Here is a 22,458-nt window from a genome sequence, read left to right as displayed (position 1 = left end):
GCCGGGCCAACTTTTATTTTTTAAGCAGTTGCCAGGTTAAATCGGTCTCCAGCGCGGTTTGATCCGAAATATGGTTAAACGCGCTGTCATTGAGTACCGGGAAAATGGTGACGGTAAAGTTCATCTGCTGGCCGCTGGGTACCCTGCCGTTTTCAACCGCCACGACAGCCTCGTTATTGCGGATATAGAGCGATGACCCATTATCAGTATCCGGCGTAAAATTCACCTGATCCGTTGTTTTCCCTACGTTGTAGCTTTTACCATCCAGCGTCAGGTTGCTGACCTTTATCGCCACACCACCGTTCTGACCAAACTGAAAACGCCCTTTCTGACCAGAAGCCCCCTGTAACAGCGTCGCCATCTGCTGTTTTTCCGGGCAATAGACGCTGACATTTATGTCTTTTTCCGGCATTTTGTTCCAGCTCTGCTGGCTGGTGACAATGCTGTCACGCCGCATCTGATGATAATCCACAACCGGCTGAGAGAGCGTTAGCTGACAATCGTCAGCATAAGAAAGGCACGGTAAAGCAAGCAGCAATAGCGCAGCCAGACGTTGAATGTTCATCGACATACTCCGTTAACTTCTTCGTAAAACGCGTCTTCGTCGTGCTTTTCAGGAAGCGTAAAATCAAGTTTGCACAGACGGTTATTGTCATCATCAACGGCATAAAGCGCGCTAATCTGATCGGCATCGTTCAGGAAGACATGTCCGTCATCAACCACCGTCACCACGTAGTTATTTTTATCATCCACCACCGACAGACCTTTCGTCAGCGGCTTCCCGTCGGCCTGCTTAATACGTAACATCACGCGGCGGCTGTTCAATACTTTAAAGCTCACTTCGCTTACCGAGCCATGTGCAGCAGCAATATATTTGGTCCCGTTCGCCAGGGTCATGCTCTGCGGTAGCTTGTTCGCATCCACTTCGATACGTGAGTTACGCCATTCAGTCAGGCCGGGAATGACAGCCTGGCCCCAGCGGTCGGTCCAGACGGTGCCCTGCGGCGTGGTGATCTCAACGCCCGCTTTCGGTTCGCTGAGTCTGGCGATGGCAAACGTGTCCTTGATGGAATACGGCGAGAAGGTCACACCGTCTTTGTGCATCGCAATGCCGCCAGACAGGGTCGCATTGTAGTTACGCTGATGATCGCCGCTGGTACCGCCCCCAACGCTAAGCTGGGTGTAGTGAAGATTAGTGTTGATGTTGCCGTTGAAGCTGTTTTCCTGCGATTCGTCATCACGATCGGCAGAAATATAGTAGTTGGTGTTCTCCCCCAGCGACCCGCTGTTCGCCAGACCATAGCTGGTGCTGTCGCCCTGCTTACGCATATACGAACTCAGGCTCTGCGAACCACCTAACGGAATGCTGAGGTTGATATAGAGCAGATCGTCGTCCTGGTCGTCATCCGTGCTGCCCACTGCGCTTTGCCAGTTCACGTTGATTGAAGCGTATTTGAAGGTTTTTCCCCACGACAGAAGCAAGTAGCGGGAATCTTCGCCGTCTCCTGCGGCCTGGTTGTAGCTCAGGCCCGCACTAAATGCCCCGGCCAATTCTGTGGACCAACGTACGTTGGCCGAATAACTGTTGTCATAGCCCTGATAATCATCATCCATGGCATCTGCGAGTTCACGATAATCACCGCTGTAATGCGCCACGCTGGCAGACAGGCCGACATTCTCAGTCAACGAGTAATCGCTCTGGAGTTCGTTTTTGATACCGTTATTACTGTCGCCAAATTGCGCGTTGCTGGCGGCCATACTGGTAGAGACGTTCCAGCCATCGGTAACCATAAATTCTGTGCGCGCCCCCGCGGCCTGGTAATCTTCGGCCACCACGCCGGAGGCAAGCAGGTTCATCCAGGGGAAAATTCGCCAGCCATCGGATACGTTGAACACCAGCGGATCGCTGTAGTCACTGTCTATACCACGCACCTGGCCCGCCGAAACGGTCAGGCCGTTTGGTTTTGAAAGATTTCGGGCTTTTACGGATGCGGCGGGAACAATGTAGTGGTTGGTCGAACCGTCGGACTCCACAACGGTGACGTCAAGATCGACGTTGTTACGGACCATCGGGACGTCATCCAGCGTGAACGGGCCCGCCGGTACTAACGTGTTAAAAATGAGTCTTCCGTTTTGACGCACTTCAACGCGCGCCTGCGAGGTTCGGGCAATACCGGATACGCTCACCCCCGAACTGTCTTTCTGCAGACCGCTGGTCGGCATTAACTGCACACCGGTAATCGGGACGCCGCTTAACACATCTGACATGGCGTTAATTTCCCCCACCTGCATGGTCAGGCGTTGAGGAACAAACACATGCTCTGCGTAGGTATAAATACTCTCTGCGTTTCGGTTGCCGTTGTCATCCGTCAGGATATAGCGGCTGCGTAGCGACCAGTCCATCGCGTTGAAGCCCGCCTCCAGGCTTGCCTGTGAGTAACGGTTACTGCTGCTGTCACTTCCGCTGTATTCGTTTTTGGTGCTGAAGAGCGAGTAGTTAAGCATGCCTGCCGTGCCGCCATGCTGGAAATTTTTGACATCAGCGCTCAGGCTGTTAAGTGCTTCCGCTGGCAGATAAAGCTCGACCGCTTCCTGGTTTGGCAAGGGATTGATCACCGCCTGAGCGTAATCGCTACGCAGATCATGGCAGGTCTCATTCGCCTTTATGGGCACCGGCATGAGACCTGCAAATTCCAGGAAGTCGTTATCAACGCACATCGTCCCGTCTTCACTGAAGCGTACGGCCGCTGTTCCGCGATCGTTACCGTTCACTTTGACAGAAACGGAATGCGTCCCCGGTAAAAAGCGCGGCGCTTGTGCAAAATAGCGGTTTAGATCGGCCCCAAGACCACGTGATTTCAGGATATCAGTATCAAACGTCACCTCCCTCGCGTGGAGGGAGGGAGCATCAAGCAACATCAGAGGTATTGCGCTATAAATCACAGCGCGCACAAAAAGTGCAAGTTGGCTTTTTTTACGCACCGCCATAATCCTTTATTTTTTATTGAGATCCGAGATAAAGCTGGGCACTTCGACCCCATAGCGGCTGGCCGGGAAAAACTTCACTTTCGTGTTTCCACTGACGGATTTGCCCATAGAAACCGTCATGGTTTCACCGGGTAAAATGTAGGTTTTGACAAGCGATCCGCTGATGCCTGAAGGCTGCAGCACCACGTTCTGTGCCAGACGCACAACATATTTGCTTGGGTTTTTTACCGTGACGGACGTGCCTGACGCGGTCCATTCGAGGAATTTCCACGCATCGGTTACCACGGCCAGCTTCGCAGGGCGAATCAGTACGGGCAGGTCCTGACGAATATTGATGCCAATTTTCACTTTATTGTCATCGCTCTTCGGCGGGATCCCTTCAAAGGTCACACGCTTGTAGTGCTCAACGTCCAGCGGTTTGCTGGTTTGCAGGATGAAGCGCAATTGCTGAGTCTGACCGGGCTCGAGTCGTACCACAGGCTGAGTCGTGACGAGTTTCAGGCCTTTATCATCCGGCAGATCCACCACGTCGGTGTACAGTAGCGACGGATGGCTATCGGTATTTTTGACGTTGATGGTGCCACTGTGGGTCGCTTCATCAATCACCAGCAGACTGGTTTCTGGCACCATACCGGCTGCATGTACGCCAAACTGTGCAGAGAATAAAGCTGCGGCAGCGAGTGTTTTAAATAAAACCTTTTTAGAGCATGTCATATGTATATTCCTTGAAAGCACTACTTAACATTCCGTGTTGATGGCGCTTATTTTTGAGAGAAAGCGTATTCCCTCTGCATTAAATTTAACTCACTTTAAATTTGAAAGAATTACAGATACTTTAGGCTGATCGTCAACTGACCATCCAGCCGGGTATCATCGGTAATGGCAAGCGTTGTGGTATTCTGAATAGCCAGAGACGTTACCAGCGGAAATGTTGCTGTCTGGAAAGCAAGCGGGTCAATACTTCCCGCTAATGCGACGGTAATATTACGATTATTTTCACCCTGACTTGAACCATCAGTACTCTTAGCCCAGGTCGTTGAGCCATTCTGCTGATATATTGGATCGACAGATTTTCCGTCTGCAGTAACGCTATTCACCTTCATAAACATGGCATAAGAGCCAATATTTACCGTGCCTGCTTTGCCAACGCCATAGGTCTGGTTAGTCGCACTCTGTGCCCCACCCGTAAATGTACCGGCAGAAACGGTTAATCCTGCGTTAGAGTCGGCGCGATCGTCTATCATATTCCAGGCCACTTTTGTTGCTGCCGTGCAGGTAATGGTGAGATCGATATTCCGTTGCCCTAACTGGTTCACCGCCGTAGAGGACAATTCACCTAAGCGGATATTTCCATAGTCCACCACGCCGCCATTGCTAAATTCAGGAGTACAGGCCGAGGCTGTCAACGTCCCTTTAATTTTCAATATCGCGGTTTCAGCGGCAAACGTAGAGTTTACGCAAAGGAATAATGCTGTAGCCAATAGAATTTTTTTCACGAGTTAATCCATAACTTATGATTTAAAGAAAATAAAATTCGACTGAATTCATCCTTGATAGTCGCTATTACCTCCGTTTGCAAAATGCATGGTGCGATAATATAGAAATCATAAATACATGCAACTTAGGTTTATTAACTTTTCTTTTTAGATTTACTCAAACAATAGGCAGGGTTTATAAAACAGAGGTTTCCAGTTCTTTTTAGACCATTTGTATTCAGAATAATTATTGCTTGCGATGATTTATTTTCGCTGGCTTTGTATTCCAAAATTTCTGTCATATAGAATAAAGCATTGCACTGTCTTAATTTTGTACAAATCTATACATAGAAAAAATATTCGTTCAACAGGCGCTTAATCTTTACATCGACAAAAAAAATCCAGCCGACTGAGGAGGGCTGGATTTTATAATGGATGACGCTTATTTTACCACTCTGAGAGCCGGACGCCCGCCGCGTGGTGGCGGATCGTCATCAGGATCGTTTTCATCCTGGCGGTCAGGTTTGTCGCCGTCAATAACCGACATCACCGTGTCGCTGTCTCGCTCCCCGGTTGCATCGTCTTCATTCAGGCTGGCAACGTCTTCATCGTAAGCCGCTTCCGGCTCGAACATCGTACCCGCGCCGTTTTCCCGCGCGTAGATAGCCAGCACCGCGGCCAGCGGCACGGAAACCTGACGTGGTACGCCGCCGAAACGCGCGTTAAAACGCACTTCGTCGTTCGCCAGTTCAAGATTACCCACCGCACGGGGGGCAATGTTCAAAACGATCTGTCCGTCACGCGCGTATTCCATCGGAACCAGCACGCCCGGCAACGTCACATCCACAACCAGGTGCGGCGTGAGCTGGTTATCCAGCAGCCATTCATAGAAGGCGCGCAGCAGATACGGACGGCGTGGTGAAAGTTGTGACATTTCCACAGTCATTAGCCTCGGCCAAGACGCATTTCACGTTCCGGTTCAGTTAAGGATGCCAGGAAGGAGTCGCGTTCAAAGACGCGGGTCATATAGCCTTTCAGCTCTTTTGCGCCCGGGCCGCTGAATTCAACGCCAAGTGTCGGCAGGCGCCACAGCAGCGGTGCCAGGTAGCAGTCCACCAGACTGAACTCATCGCTCAGGAAGAACGGTTTCTGGCCGAACACAGGGGCAATCGCCAGCAGCTCTTCACGCAGTTGTTTACGTGCAGCGTCTGCTTCTGAAGCAGAGCCGTTTTCGATCACGTTCATCAGCGTGTACCAGTCTTTCTCGATACGCTGCATGTACAGGCGGCTTTCCCCACGCGCCACAGGGTAAACAGGCATCAGCGGTGGATGCGGGAAACGCTCATCCAGGTATTCCATAATGATACGGGATTCCCACAGGGTCAGCTCGCGATCCACCAGCGTTGGTACACTTTGGCTCGGGTTGAGATCGATCAGATCCTGAGGTGGGTTATCCTTTTCCACATGCTCGATCTCAAAACTGACACCCTTCTCGGCCAGCACGATACGAACCTGATGGCTATAAATGTCAGTAGGACCAGAAAACAGCGTCATTACCGAACGTTTGTTGGCAGCGACAGCCATGAAAACCTCCAGGTATATTCAGAATTTTTACTGCTACCGGCCCGGTGGGGCCAGCCAGATGATGTAGCGCCCATCCCAGAGAAGACACATTGTTCAAGAATCGAACAAAAATCGAGTATTCACCGATATTTGGGCAGAAAATTGGATGATAGTTTACCAGATTTTGATGGCTTTGTGGTGAGGGGATTCTGGAAATGCGGAAAAAGAGGAGATATATGCATTGATAATGTGGATAACCTGAGCATTACCCATAAAAAAACCCGCCGAAGCGGGTTTTTCGCCAATCGTTCTGCGTGAGCAGAAAATGATTAACGTTTGGAGAACTGTGGACGACGACGTGCTTTACGCAGACCCACTTTCTTACGTTCAACCTGACGAGCGTCACGAGTAACGAAGCCAGCTTTACGCAGTTCAGAACGCAGGGATTCGTCGTACTCCATCAGAGCGCGGGTGATACCGTGACGGATCGCACCTGCCTGACCGGAGATACCACCACCTTTAACGGTGATGTACAGATCCAGTTTTTCTACCATATCAACCAGTTCCAGCGGCTGGCGAACTACCATGCGGGCAGTTTCGCGACCGAAGTACTGTTCCAGAGAACGCTGGTTGATTACGATTTTACCGTTGCCCGGTTTGATGAACACGCGAGCTGCGGAACTTTTGCGGCGACCAGTGCCGTAGTATTGATTTTCAGCCATTGCCTATAATCCCGATTAGATGTCAAGAACTTGCGGTTGCTGTGCCGCGTGGTTGTGCTCGTTACCTGCGTAAACTTTCAGTTTACGGAACATAGCACGACCCAGCGGGCCTTTTGGCAGCATGCCTTTAACCGCGATTTCAATCACACGCTCAGGACGGCGAGCAATCATCTCTTCAAAGGTCGCTTCTTTGATACCACCGATGTGGCCAGTGTGGTGGTAGTACATTTTGTCTTCGCGCTTGTTGCCGGTTACAGCAACTTTTTCTGCGTTCAGAACGATGATGTAGTCTCCAGTATCAACGTGCGGAGTGTATTCCGCTTTGTGCTTACCGCGCAGGCGACGAGCCAGTTCAGTAGCCAGACGGCCCAGAGTTTTACCGGTCGCGTCAACAACATACCAGTCGCGTTGTACGGTTTCTGGTTTAGCTGTAAAAGTTTTCATTAAAAGCTTACCCAAATAATAAGTTACACGTTGGTGAACACCCAAACGTTTAGTCAGTTGAGGTTCACACGACAAAGTCCGGCAAACCTACCCCTTCGAATAGCTCATGCCGACACATAGAAAGTTTCGGGAAAAAAACCTTCTCGTAACGTGGGGTCGCAAGATTATAGAGAAGTTGAGGTCAAAGATCGACCCTTAAATGTGATTTGGAATGGGTTTTTCGGGGGGCGAGTTTTTGCGGTCCGGTGCCCTCACCCCCAGCCCCTTTCCCACGGGGAGAGGGTAGCATTTAAGGCATATGCTCCAGCTTCAGGTATTCCTCGCTTTGCATCTCCTGCAGGCGCGACAGGCAGCGCTGGAACTCAAACTTCAAACGTTCCCCCTGATACACCTCATATAAAGGCACCTCGGCGCTCACCACCAGCTTGACGTGGCGTTCGTAAAACTCGTCCACCAGCGCAATGAAGCGTCGCGCTTCGCTTTCCATCAGCCGTGTCATGACGGGTACATCCAGCAGCATCACCGTGTGGAACAGGCGCGAAAGGGCGATGTAGTCGTGCTGACTGCGGGCATCCACGCACAGCGTCGCAAAAGAGACCGCCAGCGTTTGGTTTTCAACACCGAGCGTAGGCAACGGACGATGGTTAATCTCCAGCGTCGGGGCGTTTTCGCGCTTTGCCCCCGCCAGCGCCAGCCACAGTTTATCCATCTGGCGGGTGGTCTCGGCATTCAGCGGTGAGAGCCACAGGTGCGCCTGAGTCAGCGTGCGCAAACGGTAATCCACGCCCGCATCAACATTCATAATGTCACAATGCTGTTTGATGGCATCAATGGCAGGCAGGAAACGCGCCCGCTGGAGGCCGTTACGATACAGCTCATCCGGCGGAATATTCGAGGTGGCGACCAGCGTGATTCCGCGGGCAAACAGCGCTTTCATCAGGCCGCCCAACAGCATGGCATCGGTGATATCCGAAACAAAAAACTCATCGAAACAAAGGACGTCCGTTTCGGCCTTAAACCTGTCAGCCACAATATCCAGCGGATCGCTTTTGCCCTGCAGCGCCGTTAACTCTTCATGCACCCGCAGCATAAAGCGGTGGAAGTGCAGGCGTTGTTTACGCTCACCCGGCAGGCTCTGATAAAACAGATCCATCAACCAGGTTTTCCCGCGACCGACACCGCCCCACATATATAAACCGCGTGCCGGAGCGTTAGCCTGTGGCTCTTTTTTTCCGAGCAGTCGGCTCAATGCCGCCTTCAGCCCACCGCTCTGCCCTGCTTCCGCAGGTTTTGCCGTAAGCTCATGGAAAAGGGTATCCAGACGGTTAACCGCTTCACGTTGAACGTCATCCGGCTGATGTGAGCCCTCGTCCAGGGCCAGTTGATATCGCGATGCGGGGGACAGGTTTTGCATAATCTTGTTGTTATTCCTTCAATTAAACCTCATCAGCAGGCGTGACTGATGAAAAAAAGGCCGTTCTACACTACGCGATGATACGTCAGGATTCCACTTCTGCAGAAATAGCGGTTATAGTGGCAATATCAGGCACAGGCAGGAGCCGAGCCAACACCCTACGGAACAACAAGACAACGGGAGAAGTTCATGACCTGGGAATATGCGCTAATCGGTTTAGTCGTCGGCATCGTGATCGGTGCTGTGGCCATGCGTTTCGGTAATCGCAAATTGCGTCAGCAGCAGTCACTGCAATACGAACTGGAAAAGAACAAAGCCGAGCTGGAAGAGTACCGCGAAGAGCTGGTCAGCCACTTTGCCCGTAGCGCTGAGCTGCTGGACAATATGGCGACCGACTACCGCCAGCTGTATCAGCACATGGCAAAAAGCTCCAGCAGCCTGCTGCCGGAAATGACCGCGGAAACCAACCCGTTCCGCAACCGTCTGGCAGACTCTGAGGCCGGTAACGATCAGGCCCCTGTTCAGATGCCTCGCGACTATTCTGATGGCGCGTCCGGCCTGCTGCGCGGCGGTGTTAAGCGCGATTAATCACACAACCTGAAATTATTTTACGGGCGCAGCGATTGCGCCCGTCCTTTCTTCCTGACCCCAGCTATTATTTAGTTAAACACCTCATTGTTCAGCGGTTTAAAATTCAATAACATCAACGTGTTTTTGGGCCCGTTTTTTCCTTTACTCCAGGTTACGAGAGTCAGCATCGATGAAGAAAAAGAACCAGCTGTTGAGCGCGTTAGCGTTAAGTGTCGGGTTATCTCTCTCGGCGTCCTTCCCTGCCTTTGCCGCCCTTCCCTCGCAGGTGCCGGGCCAGACGGCGATTCCGAGCCTCGCACCCATGCTGGAAAAAGTGTTGCCTGCGGTAGTCAGCGTGCAGGTAGAAGGCACTGCCGTGCAAAGCCAGCGCGTACCTGAAGAACTGAAAAAATATTTTGGCGATGAGTCGCCCGACCAGCAGGCTCAGCCTTTTGAAGGGCTGGGCTCAGGCGTCATCATTGATGCGGCCAAAGGCTATATTCTGACCAACAACCACGTTATCAGCCAGGCCGATAAAATCAGCGTGCAGCTGAATGATGGTCGGGAATTTGATGCCAAATTGATCGGCGGCGATGACCAGAGCGACATCGCGCTGTTGCAGGTGCAAAACCCAAGTAATCTGACCCAGATTGCCATCGCGGACTCCGACAAACTGCGCGTCGGCGACTTTGCTGTTGCCGTGGGCAACCCCTTTGGTTTAGGACAAACGGCGACCTCCGGGATCATTTCCGCGCTGGGGCGCAGCGGCCTGAATCTTGAAGGCCTGGAAAACTTTATCCAGACCGATGCCTCAATTAACCGCGGGAATTCCGGCGGGGCGCTGCTGAACCTTAACGGCGAGCTGATTGGTATTAACACAGCAATCCTCGCGCCAGGTGGCGGCAGTATCGGGATCGGGTTTGCCATTCCCAGCAATATGGCCAAAACGCTGGCACAGCAGCTTATCCAGTTTGGTGAAGTCAAACGCGGCCTGCTGGGCATCAAAGGGATGGAGATGAGCGCCGATATCGCAAAAGCGTTCAACATCAACGTGCAGCGCGGTGCGTTCGTCAGTGAAGTGCTGCCCAATTCCGGCTCGGCAAAAGCGGGCATTAAATCAGGTGATGTGATCGTCAGCCTGAATGATAAGCCACTGAGCAGCTTTGCAGAGCTGCGCTCACGTATCGCCACCACCGAACCGGGCGCCAAAGTGAAGCTGGGCCTGATTCGTGACGGCAAACCGCTGAATGTGGAAGTGACGCTGGACAAGAGCACCTCTTCCTCCGCCAGTGCGGAGCTTATCGCCCCGGCACTGCAGGGCGCGACCCTCAGCGACGGGCAGCTTAAAGACGGCACCAAAGGCATCAGCATCGATACCGTAGAGAAGAGCAGCCCTGCCGCGCAGGCGGGATTGCATCAGGATGATGTGATCATCGGCGTGAATCGCACCCGCGTGCAGTCTATCGCTGAGCTGCGCAAGGTGCTGGAAAGTAAACCAACGGTCATTGCCCTGCAAATTATGCGCGGCAACGAATCTATCTATATTCTGTTGCGCTAAGCATTTGCTATCCCGGGTATCACCGCCGCGTGTGATGTCCGGGATAACTCATGTTATGCTGCAAACCGTTCCTTTTTTAACGACACGCGCATCATGCTTTTAAAGCTCTTTCGTTCCATTGCCATCGGTTTGATTGTTGCGGGCCTGCTGTTAGCGGCCATGCCGTCTTTACGCCAGTTCAACAAGCTGTCGGCTCCCCAGTTTGACAGCGCGGATGAAACGCCTGCCACCTATAATCAGGCCGTTCGCCGTGCCGCACCCGCAGTGGTGAACGTCTACAACCGTGGTCTTAACAGTTCAGCCCATAACCAGCTGGAGATCCGTACCCTCGGCTCCGGCGTGATTATGGACGATCGCGGATACATCATTACCAACAAGCACGTGATCAACGATGCTGACCAGATCATCGTCGCACTTCAGGATGGCCGCGTGTTTGAGGCCTTACTTGTCGGCTCTGACAGCCTGACCGATCTGGCCGTGCTGAAAATCAACGCCACCGGCGGGCTGCCCGTGATTCCGATCAACCGAAAACGCACTCCGCACATTGGCGATGTGGTTCTGGCTATCGGTAACCCATACAACCTGGGGCAGACCATCACCCAGGGGATCATCAGCGCCACGGGTCGCATCGGTCTGAACCCATCGGGACGGCAGAACTTCCTGCAAACCGATGCCTCCATCAACCACGGGAACTCCGGCGGCGCGCTGGTCAACTCGCTGGGCGAGCTTATGGGTATCAACACCCTCTCCTTCGATAAAAGCAACGATGGCGAGACGCCGGAAGGGATCGGCTTTGCCATTCCGTTCCAGCTGGCAACCAAAATTATGGACAAGCTGATCCGGGACGGTCGCGTGATCCGCGGTTACATCGGGATTGGTGGTCGCGAAATTGCCCCTATGCATACGCAGGGTGGCGGGATCGATCAGATTCAGGGGATTGTGGTTAACGAAGTGGCGCCTGGCGGACCGGCTGCCAATGCGGGCATTCAGGTTAATGATGTCATTCTGTCGGTCAACGGCACACCGGCGGTCTCTGCGCTTGAGACGATGGACCAGGTGGCAGAAATTCGCCCGGGTTCCATCATCCCGGTTGAAGTCATGCGCAACGATAAGAAACTGACGCTGCATGTGACCATTCAGGAATACCCGGCCACCAACTGACGGGCATAAAAAAACGGAGCGTAGCGCTCCGTTTTTTTACCGGGACAAGATCACTTGTTAACGAACTCTTCGCCCAGCGTGATATCTTTCTTCAGCGTGTCCAGCATGCCTTCCATCGCGTTTTGTTCAAACGCGCTCAGCGTGCCAATTGGCTTACGCTCTTCGATACCATTTTTACCGAGCAGCAGCGGCTGGGAGAAGAAGCGCGCGTGTTCGCCATCGCCTTCAACATAAGCGCATTCAACCACGCCCTTCTCGCCCTGCAGCGCGCGAACCAGTGACAGACCGAAACGTGCAGCCGCCTGGCCCATAGACAGCGTTGCAGAACCGCCACCCGCCTTCGCTTCCACCACTTCGGTGCCTGCGTTCTGGATACGTTTGGTCAGGTCAGCCACTTCCTGCTCGGTGAAGCTCACGCCAGGGATCTGCGACAGCAGCGGCAGAATCGTCACACCTGAGTGACCACCGATGACCGGCACTTCAACTTCCGTAGGCTGCTTACCTTTCAGCTCAGCCACGAAGGTGTTAGAACGGATGATATCCAGCGTGGTCACGCCGAACAGTTTGTTCTTGTCGTAAACGCCTGCTTTCTTCAGCACTTCTGCCGCAATAGCGACCGTGGTGTTCACCGGGTTAGTGATGATACCGATGCACGCTTTCGGACACACTTCAGCGATCTGCTGCACCAGATTTTTCACGATGCCTGCGTTGACGTTGAACAGGTCGGAACGATCCATACCTGGCTTACGCGCCACACCAGCGGAGATCAGCACAACGTCAGCACCCTGCAGCGCAGGACGCGCGTCTTCGCCGGAGAAGCCTTTGATGTTAACAGCGGTCGGGATGTGGCTCAGGTCAACCGCCACACCTGGGGTTACCGGAGCAATGTCGTACAGGGAGAGTTCTGAGCCTGAAGGCAGTTGGGTTTTCAGTAGTAGGGCAAGCGCCTGGCCGATACCACCAGCAGCGCCGAGGACTGCGACTTTCATCCTAAACTCCTTATTATGGTTAACTTAAGTATCTGTAAATCCGTTGCGGCGACCTTAATTCAGCAGGTAATTAATTACAATTTTCGTAGCTAAAGAATTTGAGGTCACGCGACTTTCTCTCTTCCCAGAAGACTCTCTGACAACAGACGGCAACGAATTAAGAGGTGGTTACAATACACCCTGCCACGCCACCAAAACAACATCATTTTGATAACATTTAATTTACTTTTAAGCTTATTTGCGTGGCGTGACCCAGGCATGTTTTCCGATAACGAAATCTGATAATATCACTCCCTTTCATAACATTATTTCAGGCTGCTGCCTGGTAGATAATTTGCATAAAAATTCATCCACATGCATAATAATGTTGTTTCTATCGTCATATTCCGGGTGACTTATGCGAAGCTCGTCTAAGCAAGAAGAATTAGTAAAGGCGTTTAAAGCGCTACTCAAAGAAGAGAAATTCAGTTCTCAGGGAGAAATTGTTCAGGCGCTGCAGGAACAAGGCTTCGACAATATCAACCAGTCGAAAGTCTCCCGTATGTTGACCAAATTTGGCGCGGTGCGTACCCGTAACGCCAAAATGGAGATGGTCTATTGCCTGCCAGCTGAACTTGGCGTGCCGACAACCTCCAGCCCGCTGAAGAATCTGGTTCTGGATATCGACCACAACGATGCCGTTGTGGTGATCCACACAAGCCCTGGCGCCGCACAGCTGATTGCCCGCATGCTGGACTCTCTGGGTAAAACGGAAGGGATTCTCGGTACCATCGCCGGTGATGACACCATCTTTACCACGCCAGCCAACGGCTTTTCGGTGAAAGATCTCCACGAGGCGATCCTGGTTCTGTTCGAACAGGAGCTGTAATCCTCTCTCCCCGTAGCGTCGCTACGGGGTTCATTCTGCCCCCGCTGCGTTTTCCCCTGTTTTCTCCTGTCCTCAATTTAACAAATAGTGCTTTTTACCACTCATTAACATTCAGCCAGTGAATGATAAATCAAAGAATCGCACAAAATATCAAAATCATTTATCCATATGATTTACTTAGATATAACACGCCAAGGTGAACAGAAAACAACCAACATTATGCCATTAGGTTATAAAAATTGCGCTGTTTAACACGTAATTACCCATGAAACAATTAGTCTGGTATTAATTTTTACCGTTATTAGTGTATACTTGATTTTGTGATGAGGGTCACGAAACAAAGACCCCACTAAAAAATTCGACGAGGTAAAAATCATGAAAATCAAAACAACTGTAGCGGCGCTGAGCGTCCTGTCTGTCCTGTCATTCGGTGCTTTCGCAGCAGATTCCATTAATGCCGATCAGGCGCAATCCCGTGAGGCTATCGGTACGGTTTCTGTCGGCGCAATCGGCACGTCTCCAATGGACATGCATGAGATGCTGAACAAAAAAGCGGAAGAACAAGGTGCATCATCCTATCGCATCATTGAAGCGCGTTCCGGTGACCACTGGCACGCTACCGCTGAGCTGTATAAATAAGGTTTAGTAATAACAGAAGACGACTATCTCCACTCAACGGCACCAGGCATAAAAATAGCAGTTCAACCCTTCTCGCCGTTGAGCAAAAACCTCTTCAGGAGCAAAGACTATGAAAACCAAATTAATCATCGCAACCCTCGGTCTGGCATCGGTTCTCTCTTTCGGCGCAAGCGCAGCCGTCCAGCAGGTGAATACCGAGCAGGCGCAAAATCTGCAGTCTATGGGTAGTGTTTCCGTAACGTCCGTCACCGGCTCTCCGATGGATATCCGTCAGGAGCTGGCTGCAAAAGCTGAAAAAGCAGGTGCCAGCAGCTACCGCGTCACCGAACTGAATCAGGGTGACCACTGGCACGCTACGGCAGAACTGTATAAATAAACCCTCGTCGTATCTCATCATACGACTTGCCCCTGGTCTCGCTGGTCAGGGGCTTTTTTTCGCGTAATCAATGGCGCGCGTTGAAACGCAACTGCCCTTCCAGCTCTTCTTCTGCTTCATCAAACAATAAAATCAGCGCCCCAAATCGCCTGCGCAGCTTATCGGGCAGATGAATAAACTCTATTTCCAGCGGTAACGGCAGCTGACTGCCGGTCACCACATCCCACAGCATATCCAGATTCGTGACGCTTTCCCGTTCCAGATCAAACGCCCGGATAAATTCACGATAGAAGTCTTCCTGACTGTCGATCTCGTCAAAATCAAAGGTATAGGTTTTCATTGCCAGCCACCCAGTCCAGGCGAGCGGCAGATGCCGCCCTGTCTATTATAATCCCCCGATATGCAGGGTTTTGACTTCCAGATACTCTTCCAGCCCCAGCACGGACCCTTCTCGACCCAGGCCAGACTCTTTTACCCCACCAAAAGGTCCAAGCTCCGTGGAAACGGCGCACTCATTAATCCCAATCATCCCGCTTTCGATTGCCTGCGAGACGCGGAAAACGCGCGACAGATTCTGAGTATAAAAGTAAGCCGCCAGACCATAAGGCGTGTTGTTGGCGCGCTGGATGACTTCATCTTCAGAAGTGAAACGGAAGCAGGCGGCAACGGGACCAAACGTCTCTTCTTCCGCCAGTTTCATGCCTTCATGACAGTCGCCCAGCACGGTGGGCATCCAGAAATTGCCACCAAGCGGATGTGGTTTACCGCCCGCCAGGACAGTCGCCCCCCGGGCAACAGCGTCTTCCACATGCTCGCGCACTTTGTTCACCGCGGAGGGTTCAATCAGCGGGCCTACGACCACACCGTCTTCCAGGCCATTTCCCACCTTCAGCGCGTTCACCGCATCGGCCAGTTTGTTCACAAACTTGTCGTAGACGGTTTCCTGAATATAGAAGCGGTTAACGCTGACGCAGACCTGTCCGGCATTACGGAATTTGTTGGCGATTGCCCCTTTGACGGCAGCATCGATGTCCGCATCTTCAAACACGATATACGGGGCATTCCCCCCCAGCTCCATCGAAACTTTTTTCATGGTGTCCGCGGCGTTACGCACCAGCGTTTTGCCGACGGAAGTGGAGCCGGTAAACGAGATTTTCCGCACCTCGTGGCTCGCCATAATCGCGTCGCTGATCTCATGCGTATTACCGGCCACGGCGTTGAGGACGCCATCCGGCACACCGGCCTGTTTCGCCAGCGTGAGCAGCGCAAACGCGCTGAGCGGGGTGTTGTTTGCCGGTTTGATGACCCCGGTACACCCCGCGGCCAGCGCCGGGCCGAGCTTACGGGTGAGCATCGCCATCGGGAAGTTCCACGGCGTAATTGCCGCCACCACCCCCACAGGCTCACGAGTAGCCAGAATGCGGGAGCCCGGTTTGATCGGCGGAATAATTTCACCGTTAGCGCGCTTGGCCTCTTCGGCAAACCACTGAATAAAACTGGCGGCGTACTCCACCTCGCCTTCAGCTTCTTTCAGGGGTTTGCCCTGTTCGGTGGTCATTAACCGACCAAGCCAGCTTTTATTCTCAATAATCAGTTCATACCAGCGATAGAGAATGGTCGAGCGCTCTTTCGCGGTTTTGGCCCGCCAGGCCGGGAAGGCTTTCGCGGCGGCGGCAATCGCCTCTTCGGTTTCTGCTTTACCGGCTTTCGCCACTTTGGCGATAACATCACCGGTGGCCGGGTTCAACACATCAAACGTCGTGTCCAGCGTTTTCCATATGCCGTTAACCAGATAACCGGTCTGAAAAAGAATGTGGTCCTGAAGCGCCTGGGTAGTCATGTGTCCTCCCTTTCTGAATGTAAGAGCCTGCAGAAATAAGTATAGCCACAAAAAAACCGACGCTTTTGGCGTCGGTTTTTTACTTCAGTCAGTTATCCGTCAGGACATTCTGGTAGCGGTGCAGCATAAACACCAGCCGCGCTACCGGCTCGGTCACCTGAGGAGGTGCTTCCCAGACCCTGAGCTTCTCCTGGTAGACATCCAGCTCTTCCAGCAACTGCTTAAAGTAACGGCGTCGTTTGTCATCACTGGAGGCGGAAAGCACATGGTCCGCGGTGCGGCGCAACTGGCGGTGGAATGCCGACAGATCGTCGTTGATGGGCACCGGTGCGTTACGCAGACGCTGATGCGCAATGATCATGGTTAACGCCAGACGAAAGCGGGCAATGTCGCCAGGGAACTTATTCAACAGTAAAAACAGCTGCTGATAGAGCGCAGGCAGATGGTTCTCTTTACGGCGCGCAGTGTTGGTGGTCATGGAGGAGACCGCCGCCGAAACGAACTGGTTCAACAGCACGCGACCTGTTCGCGCCTGGGAATTGTCGCGCACCAGCAGAATCACCATCATCGCCAGGAAACAGCCCACCAGCTGACCCAGGGCGCTGTCGAGGAACTGGCTGAAATGGAACGTCATGGGGTTATCCAGCACCAGAATGTTAATAGTACTGGCGAGGGCACCGAGCGATCCCAGACGGCGCTTCTGCACTTCTATCCCGATAAAGAATGCCATCACCGCAAGACTGATACAGAGCAGCAACATGCTCTGCTGCGTGGACGGGAGGATCACCAGGAAATAGAGCGCGCCAAGCGGTAACGCGGCAATCGTGCCGTACAGGAAATCGATAGCGACCATACGCGGGTTGGGCAGACGCATTGCCAGCGCCGTGACGACGGCAATCATGACCATCGCGCCGCTGCCGGAGGTCCAGCCAGTCCACAGCCAGAACAGCGTGCCGAGCATACAGGCAAGCGTCGTACGCCAGAAGTTGACCATCGCGTGGTGGCGCTCGGCCGACTCCGCCTTGATCACCACTTCACCCTGCAGGACTTCCTCTTCCGCCGCGCTGATTTTCGTATTGCCGATCACGCCCCGTTTCAGCAGCAGGTAGCGCGTCGCGGCGCCAACCCACGTATAAATGGTCACCGGTGTGTCGCGCTCTCCGGTCCAGGCAATGACCCGCCGCATGCGTTTGAGCTGCTTATGTACGTCCTGCACCGTTTCCACCGGCTCGGCAAACAGTTCGCGGAAGGTATCGGTAACCGATTCCGGGCGGGTGTTCTGAATAAGGTAGGTTTCGCACGCCTGGGTAATCAGCGTTAAGGAGACGGTATTGATCGCTTTAAGACGACGGTTGGCGCGCGCCCAGCGCGAGGACTCCATGTTAAGGTTACTGCGCATCCCTTCCAGCGCCTGCGTGCGGCGAACCAGTCCACTCCAGGCTTTGTCCACCTCTTCGCTGTCACCGTGCTTGATGCAGAGCTGCATCAGCTGATACTGGGAGACGATCAGCGCATCCAGTTCGCGATCCACCTCCTGTTTGATGGATCGAGGGGAGAAAAGCAGGTCAGCAACGATTGCGCAGACGATACCAATCACGATCTCACTGCAGCGTTCCACGGCAAACTGCGGCGCGAGCAGCGGTTCGGTTTGAATGGTGATGACAATAATCAGTGCGGTATAACCCGCCAGCCCCCAGGCGTAAGAGTTTTTGACCTTCACCAGAGAGGAGAGCCAGGTGCAGAAGCCCGCCCAGATACAGCACACCAATACCATCAACAGTGGCGTGCGGATCATCAAAATGATAATGGTGAGCGCGGCCATACAGCCGATAAACGTCCCGATGATACGCAGCATCCCGCGATAGCGGATCGCCCCGGAATAAGGCTCCCCACCTGCCGCGAATGCCGGGCCAGCCGCGACAATCGCCGCCGTTAACACCGCCCAGCGGGGGGTTTCCAGCTGGAAGTGAAAGCCGACAAACAGCGCCAGCACAATGGCACTCGCCAGCTTCACGGCGAAGCGAATGTGCTGGCTGGCGATAGTAAAGATCCCCATAGCGATTAACCAAACTCGCGCAGACGATGGGCGATTTTACGGAAAATAGAGTCCTGGCTGGCGTCCCGGTCTTTCTCACCGGTGATCACCACCGTCGCGGTTGTGCCCGCAGGCCACAGGTTGCCCTGCTGTTCGTCCAGATGAATACGTACCGGCACACGCTGGGCCAGGCGCACCCATTCCAGGTTGGAATCAACCGTCGCCATCCCTTTCGCATCATTGGAGCTGCTGGAGTTGGTGACGCCAGCCGCAACGCTGTCTACGGTACCTTTAAAGACGCGGTTGCTGCCAAGCGGCGTGATCTCTGCGCGGTAGCCAGGACGAACGCCTTCCAGTTTGGTCTCTTCCATATAGGCAAGCACATAGAATGAGTTTTGTTTCACCAGCGCCACGGCGGTTGAACCGCGGGTGATAAACTCACCGGCATAGACATTCAGGTTGGTGACCCAGCCATCGGCAGGTGCGCGGATCACGGTACGCTCCAGATCGAGCTTCGCCAGGTCGCGCGTCGCCTGCGCCTTTGCCAGCTGATGCAGCACGGTTTGCAGCACGTTGTTAGACTGATCGATCTCTTCCCGGGACATCGCCTGAACCCCCAGCTGGTTACGGCGGCCCGCCTCGCGGCGTTTCTCCGCAGCCAGCGCCTGGTAATAGGCGACATCCGCTTCCGCTTCTTCCAGTGCTTTCTGGTAACGCGGCTGGTCAATGGTGAACAGCACCTGGTCTTTCTTCACCAGCTGGTTATCGTGGACGTTAACCGCCGTGATAAGACCGGCCACGTCGGGGGCGATCGCCACAACATCGGCGCTAAAACGCGCGTCACGCGTCCACGGTGATTCGGTGTAATAGACCCAGGCGCGAAAAATAGCGATGAACGCGAGGATAACCAGCGCCATGGTGATGGCGGTGCGGGAGATTTTTCTTGTTAGCGTTTTCACATCAACCTCAGACAAACATGCGCGATATCAGGTAGAACAGGCAGCAATACAGCGCGGTATTGAACAATGCAGGGTGCCAGACGAAATCGTAGATCCCGGTAGGAACCAGCACCTTGCGCACCAGCCAGAAGATCGCCAGTGATAAAAGAAGCTCGAAAAATATCGGTGGGAACGACAGACCGAACACCACGATAACGGGAAACAGACTCATGTTGACCTTGATAAGAGAGAGTGCAGGCTTCAGAATTTTTAGCGCACGCCACCGCGGGAGAGCAAGAAACGCCGGGCGAGAATGGCGCAGCCGTTATGTAATTAATAATATATTAACGTAACTGTTATGCTGTTATCTATAATATGTGATCTAAATCACTTTTAAGCCAGAGTGAACAATGGAACGTTTAAAACGCATGTCGGTCTTCGCCAAAGTGGTTGAACTTGGCTCATTTACTGCTGCTGCCCGGCAGTTGCAGATGAGCGTCTCCTCCATCAGTCAGACGGTGTCAAAACTGGAAGATGAACTGCAGGTGAAGCTGCTCAACCGCAGCACCCGCAGTATTGGTCTGACGGAGGCGGGTAAAATTTACTATCAGGGCTGTCGCCGCATGATGCATGAAGTGCAGGATGTTCACGAGCAGCTCTATGCCTTTAACAACACGCCCATCGGGACACTGCGGATTGGCTGTTCTTCAACTATGGCACAAAATGTTCTCGCCGCCATGACCGCAGAGATGCTGAAAGAATATCCGGGATTAACCGTGAATCTGGTTACCGGTATTCCCGCCCCGGACCTGATCGCAGACGGGCTGGATGTGGTGATCCGCGTTGGCGCGCTGCAGGACTCCAGCCTCTTCTCCCGTCGACTCGGGAGTATGCCGATGGTGGTCTGTGCCTCGAAGAGCTATCTGGCGCAGTACGGCGTGCCGGAGAAACCAGCCGATCTCGCCAACCACTCCTGGCTGGAGTACAGCGTCCGCCCCGATAATGAATTTGAACTGATTGCCCCGGAAGGCATTTCTACCCGACTGCTGCCGGAAGGACGGTTTGTCACCAACGACCCGATGACCATCTCGCGCTGGCTGGTGGCGGGCGCCGGGATCGCTTACGTCCCGTTAATGTGGGTGATCAATGAGATCAACAGCGGAGTGCTGGAGATCCTGTTCCCTCGCTACCAGTCCGATCCGCGTCCGGTGTATGCCCTGTATACCGAAAAAGACAAACTGCCGCTTAAGGTGCAGGTGTGCATTAACTATCTGACCGAGTATTTTGTGGAGGTTGCGGAACTGTTTCAGGGCATGCGGGGAAGAAGGAAAGAGTAGGTATTTCCCCTCTCCCCGTTGGGGAGAGGGTTAGGGTGAGGGGAGAAAATTACGCCGTGCCGCCCACCGTGAGGTTATCGACCTTCAGTGTCGGCTGGCCCACGCCCACTGGCAGGCTCTGGCCCTCTTTACCGCAGACGCCCACGCCGTTGTCCAGCTTGAGATCGTTACCGACCATGGAGATCTGCTGCATGGCTTCGATACCGGAACCAATCAGCGTCGCGCCTTTCACCGCTTTGGTCACTTTGCCTTTTTCGATCAGATACGCTTCTGACGTAGAGAAGACGAATTTACCGGAGGTGATGTCCACCTGACCACCGCCAAAGTTTGGCGCGAAGATCCCGTAATCAACAGACTCAATGATCTCCTGCGGCGTGGACTGGCCTGGCAGCATGTAGGTGTTGGTCATACGCGGCATCGGCAGATGTGCATAAGATTCACGACGGCCGTTACCCGTTGGCGCCACGCCCATCAGGCGCGCGTTCAGTTTGTCCTGCATGTAGCCTTTCAGCACACCGTTTTCGATCAGCACGTTGTACTGACCCGGCGTACCTTCATCATCGATGGAGATAGAGCCACGGCGATCAACCATGGTACCGTCATCCACCACCGTGCACAGTTCAGAGGAGACAAGCTGCCCTATCTGACCGCTAAATACGGAGGTGCCGCGGCGGTTAAAGTCCCCTTCCAGACCATGCCCCACGGCTTCATGCAGCAGCACGCCCGGCCAGCCAGCGCCCAGTACCACCGGGAATGTCCCCGCAGGTGCCGCCACGGCAGAAAGATTGACCATCGCCATACGCACGGCTTCTTTTGCCCACGCGTCCGCACGGGCTTCACCGTCGACGTCACCCAGGAACCAGTCATAACCAAAACGACCACCGCCGCCGCTTGAGCCACGCTCGCGCTTGCCGTCCTCTTCCACCTGCACGCTGATCGAGAGACGCACCAGCGGACGGACATCCGCCGCCAGGGTGCCATCCGTCGCCGCGACCAGAATCAGTTCATAGACACCGCTCAGGCTGGCAGACACTTCCTGTACACGTTTATCAGCAGCACGCGCCACTTTGTCCACGCGGCGCAGGATATCCAGCTTCTCTTCACGGCTCATGCTCTGCAGCGGGTCGATGCTGGTGTAGAGCGCAGAATGCTGCACCTCACCCAGCGTTTTAACACGGCCATCGCCTGCGTCACGCACGATGGTACGTGCCGCCTGCGCGCTCTGCTCCAGCGCAGCCAGGCTTATCTGGTCCGCATAGGCAAAACCGGTTTTCTCACCGCTGATGGCGCGCACGCCAACGCCCTGGTCAATGTTGTAAGAACCATCTTTGATGATGCTGTCTTCTAAAACCCAGGATTCGTGATAGCTCGACTGGAAATAGAGATCGCCGTAGTCGAGACGGCGTTCGGTCAGTTGACCAAGAATGGAGAACAGGTCCTGATGGCTCAGGCCGTTCGCTGCGAGCAAATGTTCACTTACCAGGTTCAGACTCATCGTATTGCTACTCGTTCGTTGCCGCCTGTGGCGGTATAAAGATCGT

The 22,458-nt window shown here is 53.6% G+C and carries 23 protein-coding genes; 7 read left to right on the top strand and 16 right to left on the bottom strand.

Annotated elements, in window-relative coordinates:
• Positions 1–13: 13 nt before the first annotated feature.
• The 9 genes from ACOTZF_RS14505 to zapE form a co-directional block, all read right to left on the bottom strand.
• A complete protein-coding gene (locus ACOTZF_RS14505) occupies positions 14–565 on the bottom strand; it encodes a membrane protein (protein ID WP_013098960.1) in 552 nt (183 codons plus the stop codon).
• Positions 562–2,988: a fimbrial biogenesis outer membrane usher protein gene (locus tag ACOTZF_RS14500; RefSeq protein ID WP_038983649.1), complete on the bottom strand. Its 2,427-nt coding sequence runs from the start codon at positions 2,986–2,988 to the stop codon at positions 562–564. Before ACOTZF_RS14500 ends, ACOTZF_RS14505 begins: the two co-directional genes overlap by 4 nt.
• A 6-nt stretch (positions 2,989–2,994) precedes the next feature.
• Positions 2,995–3,702 (bottom strand): fimbria/pilus chaperone family protein, encoded by a 708-nt coding sequence (locus tag ACOTZF_RS14495; RefSeq protein ID WP_038983651.1) that lies wholly within the window; start codon positions 3,700–3,702, stop codon positions 2,995–2,997.
• Positions 3,703–3,812: 110 nt separating this feature from the next.
• Positions 3,813–4,484 carry a DUF1120 domain-containing protein gene (locus tag ACOTZF_RS14490; protein WP_038983653.1) on the bottom strand — a complete coding sequence of 224 codons (672 nt, stop codon included), beginning with the start codon at positions 4,482–4,484 and terminating at the stop codon, positions 3,813–3,815.
• A gap of 421 nt (positions 4,485–4,905) precedes the next feature.
• Positions 4,906–5,403 carry a ClpXP protease specificity-enhancing factor gene (gene sspB / locus ACOTZF_RS14485; RefSeq protein WP_013098964.1) on the bottom strand — a complete coding sequence of 166 codons (498 nt, stop codon included), beginning with the start codon at positions 5,401–5,403 and terminating at the stop codon, positions 4,906–4,908.
• 5 nt (positions 5,404–5,408) lie between these two features.
• Entirely contained in the window at positions 5,409–6,047 is a 639-nt protein-coding gene (sspA, locus tag ACOTZF_RS14480; RefSeq protein WP_013098965.1) for a stringent starvation protein SspA, read from the bottom strand.
• Positions 6,048–6,355: 308 nt separating this feature from the next.
• On the bottom strand, positions 6,356–6,748 hold the full coding sequence (rpsI, locus tag ACOTZF_RS14475) for a 30S ribosomal protein S9 (protein ID WP_000829818.1): 393 nt from the start codon (positions 6,746–6,748) through the stop codon (positions 6,356–6,358).
• A gap of 15 nt (positions 6,749–6,763) precedes the next feature.
• On the bottom strand, positions 6,764–7,192 hold the full coding sequence (gene rplM / locus ACOTZF_RS14470) for a 50S ribosomal protein L13 (protein ID WP_013098967.1): 429 nt from the start codon (positions 7,190–7,192) through the stop codon (positions 6,764–6,766).
• A 289-nt stretch (positions 7,193–7,481) separates the two neighbouring features.
• Positions 7,482–8,606, bottom strand: a complete 1,125-nt coding sequence (gene zapE / locus ACOTZF_RS14465) for a cell division protein ZapE (RefSeq protein ID WP_058680245.1) — start codon at positions 8,604–8,606, stop codon at positions 7,482–7,484.
• A 189-nt stretch (positions 8,607–8,795) separates the two neighbouring features.
• On the opposite strand from zapE, the gene zapG reads away from it, so the two are divergent.
• From zapG to degS, 3 genes are all read left to right on the top strand, one after another.
• Positions 8,796–9,194, top strand: coding sequence for a Z-ring associated protein ZapG (zapG, locus tag ACOTZF_RS14460; RefSeq protein ID WP_008502832.1), 399 nt, complete (start codon positions 8,796–8,798; stop codon positions 9,192–9,194).
• A 172-nt stretch (positions 9,195–9,366) separates the two neighbouring features.
• A complete protein-coding gene (gene degQ, locus ACOTZF_RS14455) occupies positions 9,367–10,734 on the top strand; it encodes a serine endoprotease DegQ (protein ID WP_013098969.1) in 1,368 nt (455 codons plus the stop codon).
• Between the two features lie 93 nt (positions 10,735–10,827).
• Complete coding sequence (degS, locus tag ACOTZF_RS14450; RefSeq protein ID WP_013098970.1) at positions 10,828–11,895, top strand: outer membrane-stress sensor serine endopeptidase DegS; 1,068 nt, start codon at positions 10,828–10,830, stop codon at positions 11,893–11,895.
• Positions 11,896–11,945: 50 nt separating this feature from the next.
• Here the strand turns inward: degS and mdh are convergent, their stop codons facing one another.
• Positions 11,946–12,884: a malate dehydrogenase gene (gene mdh / locus ACOTZF_RS14445; protein WP_020687375.1), complete on the bottom strand. Its 939-nt coding sequence runs from the start codon at positions 12,882–12,884 to the stop codon at positions 11,946–11,948.
• Positions 12,885–13,281: 397 nt separating this feature from the next.
• Between mdh and argR the strand changes: the two genes are divergently transcribed.
• The 3 genes from argR to yhcN (ACOTZF_RS14430) all read left to right on the top strand — a co-directional run bounded on the left by argR (position 13,282) and on the right by yhcN (ACOTZF_RS14430) (position 14,767).
• Entirely contained in the window at positions 13,282–13,752 is a 471-nt protein-coding gene (gene argR / locus ACOTZF_RS14440) for a transcriptional regulator ArgR (RefSeq protein WP_013098972.1), read from the top strand.
• A gap of 375 nt (positions 13,753–14,127) precedes the next feature.
• Positions 14,128–14,391, top strand: coding sequence for a peroxide/acid stress response protein YhcN (yhcN, locus tag ACOTZF_RS14435; protein WP_013098973.1), 264 nt, complete (start codon positions 14,128–14,130; stop codon positions 14,389–14,391).
• A 109-nt stretch (positions 14,392–14,500) separates the two neighbouring features.
• Complete coding sequence (gene yhcN / locus ACOTZF_RS14430) at positions 14,501–14,767, top strand: peroxide/acid stress response protein YhcN (protein ID WP_013098974.1); 267 nt, start codon at positions 14,501–14,503, stop codon at positions 14,765–14,767.
• A 67-nt stretch (positions 14,768–14,834) separates the two neighbouring features.
• Here yhcN (ACOTZF_RS14430) and ACOTZF_RS14425 read toward each other — a convergent pair whose 3' ends face one another.
• From ACOTZF_RS14425 to aaeX, 5 genes are all read right to left on the bottom strand, one after another.
• The gene (locus tag ACOTZF_RS14425) at positions 14,835–15,107 is read right to left on the bottom strand and encodes a barstar family protein (protein ID WP_013098975.1); all 273 of its coding nucleotides are present in this window, start codon (positions 15,105–15,107) and stop codon (positions 14,835–14,837) included.
• Positions 15,108–15,152: 45 nt separating this feature from the next.
• Positions 15,153–16,607, bottom strand: a complete 1,455-nt coding sequence (locus ACOTZF_RS14420) for an NAD-dependent succinate-semialdehyde dehydrogenase (RefSeq protein WP_023620890.1) — start codon at positions 16,605–16,607, stop codon at positions 15,153–15,155.
• 88 nt (positions 16,608–16,695) lie between these two features.
• Positions 16,696–18,663 (bottom strand): p-hydroxybenzoic acid efflux pump subunit AaeB, encoded by a 1,968-nt coding sequence (gene aaeB, locus ACOTZF_RS14415; RefSeq protein WP_129253364.1) that lies wholly within the window; start codon positions 18,661–18,663, stop codon positions 16,696–16,698.
• A gap of 5 nt (positions 18,664–18,668) precedes the next feature.
• A complete protein-coding gene (gene aaeA, locus ACOTZF_RS14410; protein ID WP_013098978.1) occupies positions 18,669–19,601 on the bottom strand; it encodes a p-hydroxybenzoic acid efflux pump subunit AaeA in 933 nt (310 codons plus the stop codon).
• Positions 19,602–19,608: 7 nt separating this feature from the next.
• Complete coding sequence (gene aaeX / locus ACOTZF_RS14405) at positions 19,609–19,812, bottom strand: p-hydroxybenzoic acid efflux pump operon protein AaeX (RefSeq protein WP_003860416.1); 204 nt, start codon at positions 19,810–19,812, stop codon at positions 19,609–19,611.
• A 178-nt stretch (positions 19,813–19,990) separates the two neighbouring features.
• On the opposite strand from aaeX, the gene aaeR reads away from it, so the two are divergent.
• Entirely contained in the window at positions 19,991–20,917 is a 927-nt protein-coding gene (aaeR, locus tag ACOTZF_RS14400) for an HTH-type transcriptional activator AaeR (RefSeq protein ID WP_013098979.1), read from the top strand.
• A gap of 49 nt (positions 20,918–20,966) precedes the next feature.
• Here the strand turns inward: aaeR and tldD are convergent, their stop codons facing one another.
• The gene (gene tldD, locus ACOTZF_RS14395; protein ID WP_020687383.1) at positions 20,967–22,412 is read right to left on the bottom strand and encodes a metalloprotease TldD; all 1,446 of its coding nucleotides are present in this window, start codon (positions 22,410–22,412) and stop codon (positions 20,967–20,969) included.
• Positions 22,413–22,458: the final 46 nt, after the last annotated feature.

This window comes from Enterobacter cloacae complex sp. SHL021, assembly GCF_049237765.1.
GTDB classification, from domain to species: Bacteria; Pseudomonadota; Gammaproteobacteria; order Enterobacterales; family Enterobacteriaceae; genus Enterobacter; species Enterobacter cloacae.
The sequence above is the reverse complement of the archived record's forward strand: the minus strand, read 5'-3'. Positions and strand labels throughout refer to the sequence as shown.

Coding starts and splice junctions, on each gene's coding strand:
- degS (WP_013098970.1), top strand. CDS start 10,828: ATGCTTTTAAAGCTCTTTCGTTCCATTGCCATCGGTTTGATTGTTGCG.
- aaeB (WP_129253364.1), bottom strand. CDS start 18,663: ATGGGGATCTTTACTATCGCCAGCCAGCACATTCGCTTCGCCGTGAAG.
- zapG (WP_008502832.1), top strand. CDS start 8,796: ATGACCTGGGAATATGCGCTAATCGGTTTAGTCGTCGGCATCGTGATC.
- ACOTZF_RS14425 (WP_013098975.1), bottom strand. CDS start 15,107: ATGAAAACCTATACCTTTGATTTTGACGAGATCGACAGTCAGGAAGAC.
- rpsI (WP_000829818.1), bottom strand. CDS start 6,748: ATGGCTGAAAATCAATACTACGGCACTGGTCGCCGCAAAAGTTCCGCA.
- tldD (WP_020687383.1), bottom strand. CDS start 22,412: ATGAGTCTGAACCTGGTAAGTGAACATTTGCTCGCAGCGAACGGCCTG.
- rplM (WP_013098967.1), bottom strand. CDS start 7,192: ATGAAAACTTTTACAGCTAAACCAGAAACCGTACAACGCGACTGGTAT.
- zapE (WP_058680245.1), bottom strand. CDS start 8,606: ATGCAAAACCTGTCCCCCGCATCGCGATATCAACTGGCCCTGGACGAG.
- yhcN (WP_013098973.1), top strand. CDS start 14,128: ATGAAAATCAAAACAACTGTAGCGGCGCTGAGCGTCCTGTCTGTCCTG.
- sspA (WP_013098965.1), bottom strand. CDS start 6,047: ATGGCTGTCGCTGCCAACAAACGTTCGGTAATGACGCTGTTTTCTGGT.
- yhcN (WP_013098974.1), top strand. CDS start 14,501: ATGAAAACCAAATTAATCATCGCAACCCTCGGTCTGGCATCGGTTCTC.
- aaeR (WP_013098979.1), top strand. CDS start 19,991: ATGGAACGTTTAAAACGCATGTCGGTCTTCGCCAAAGTGGTTGAACTT.
- ACOTZF_RS14500 (WP_038983649.1), bottom strand. CDS start 2,988: ATGGCGGTGCGTAAAAAAAGCCAACTTGCACTTTTTGTGCGCGCTGTG.
- mdh (WP_020687375.1), bottom strand. CDS start 12,884: ATGAAAGTCGCAGTCCTCGGCGCTGCTGGTGGTATCGGCCAGGCGCTT.
- degQ (WP_013098969.1), top strand. CDS start 9,367: ATGAAGAAAAAGAACCAGCTGTTGAGCGCGTTAGCGTTAAGTGTCGGG.
- ACOTZF_RS14505 (WP_013098960.1), bottom strand. CDS start 565: ATGAACATTCAACGTCTGGCTGCGCTATTGCTGCTTGCTTTACCGTGC.
- ACOTZF_RS14420 (WP_023620890.1), bottom strand. CDS start 16,607: ATGACTACCCAGGCGCTTCAGGACCACATTCTTTTTCAGACCGGTTAT.
- aaeX (WP_003860416.1), bottom strand. CDS start 19,812: ATGAGTCTGTTTCCCGTTATCGTGGTGTTCGGTCTGTCGTTCCCACCG.
- argR (WP_013098972.1), top strand. CDS start 13,282: ATGCGAAGCTCGTCTAAGCAAGAAGAATTAGTAAAGGCGTTTAAAGCG.
- ACOTZF_RS14495 (WP_038983651.1), bottom strand. CDS start 3,702: ATGACATGCTCTAAAAAGGTTTTATTTAAAACACTCGCTGCCGCAGCT.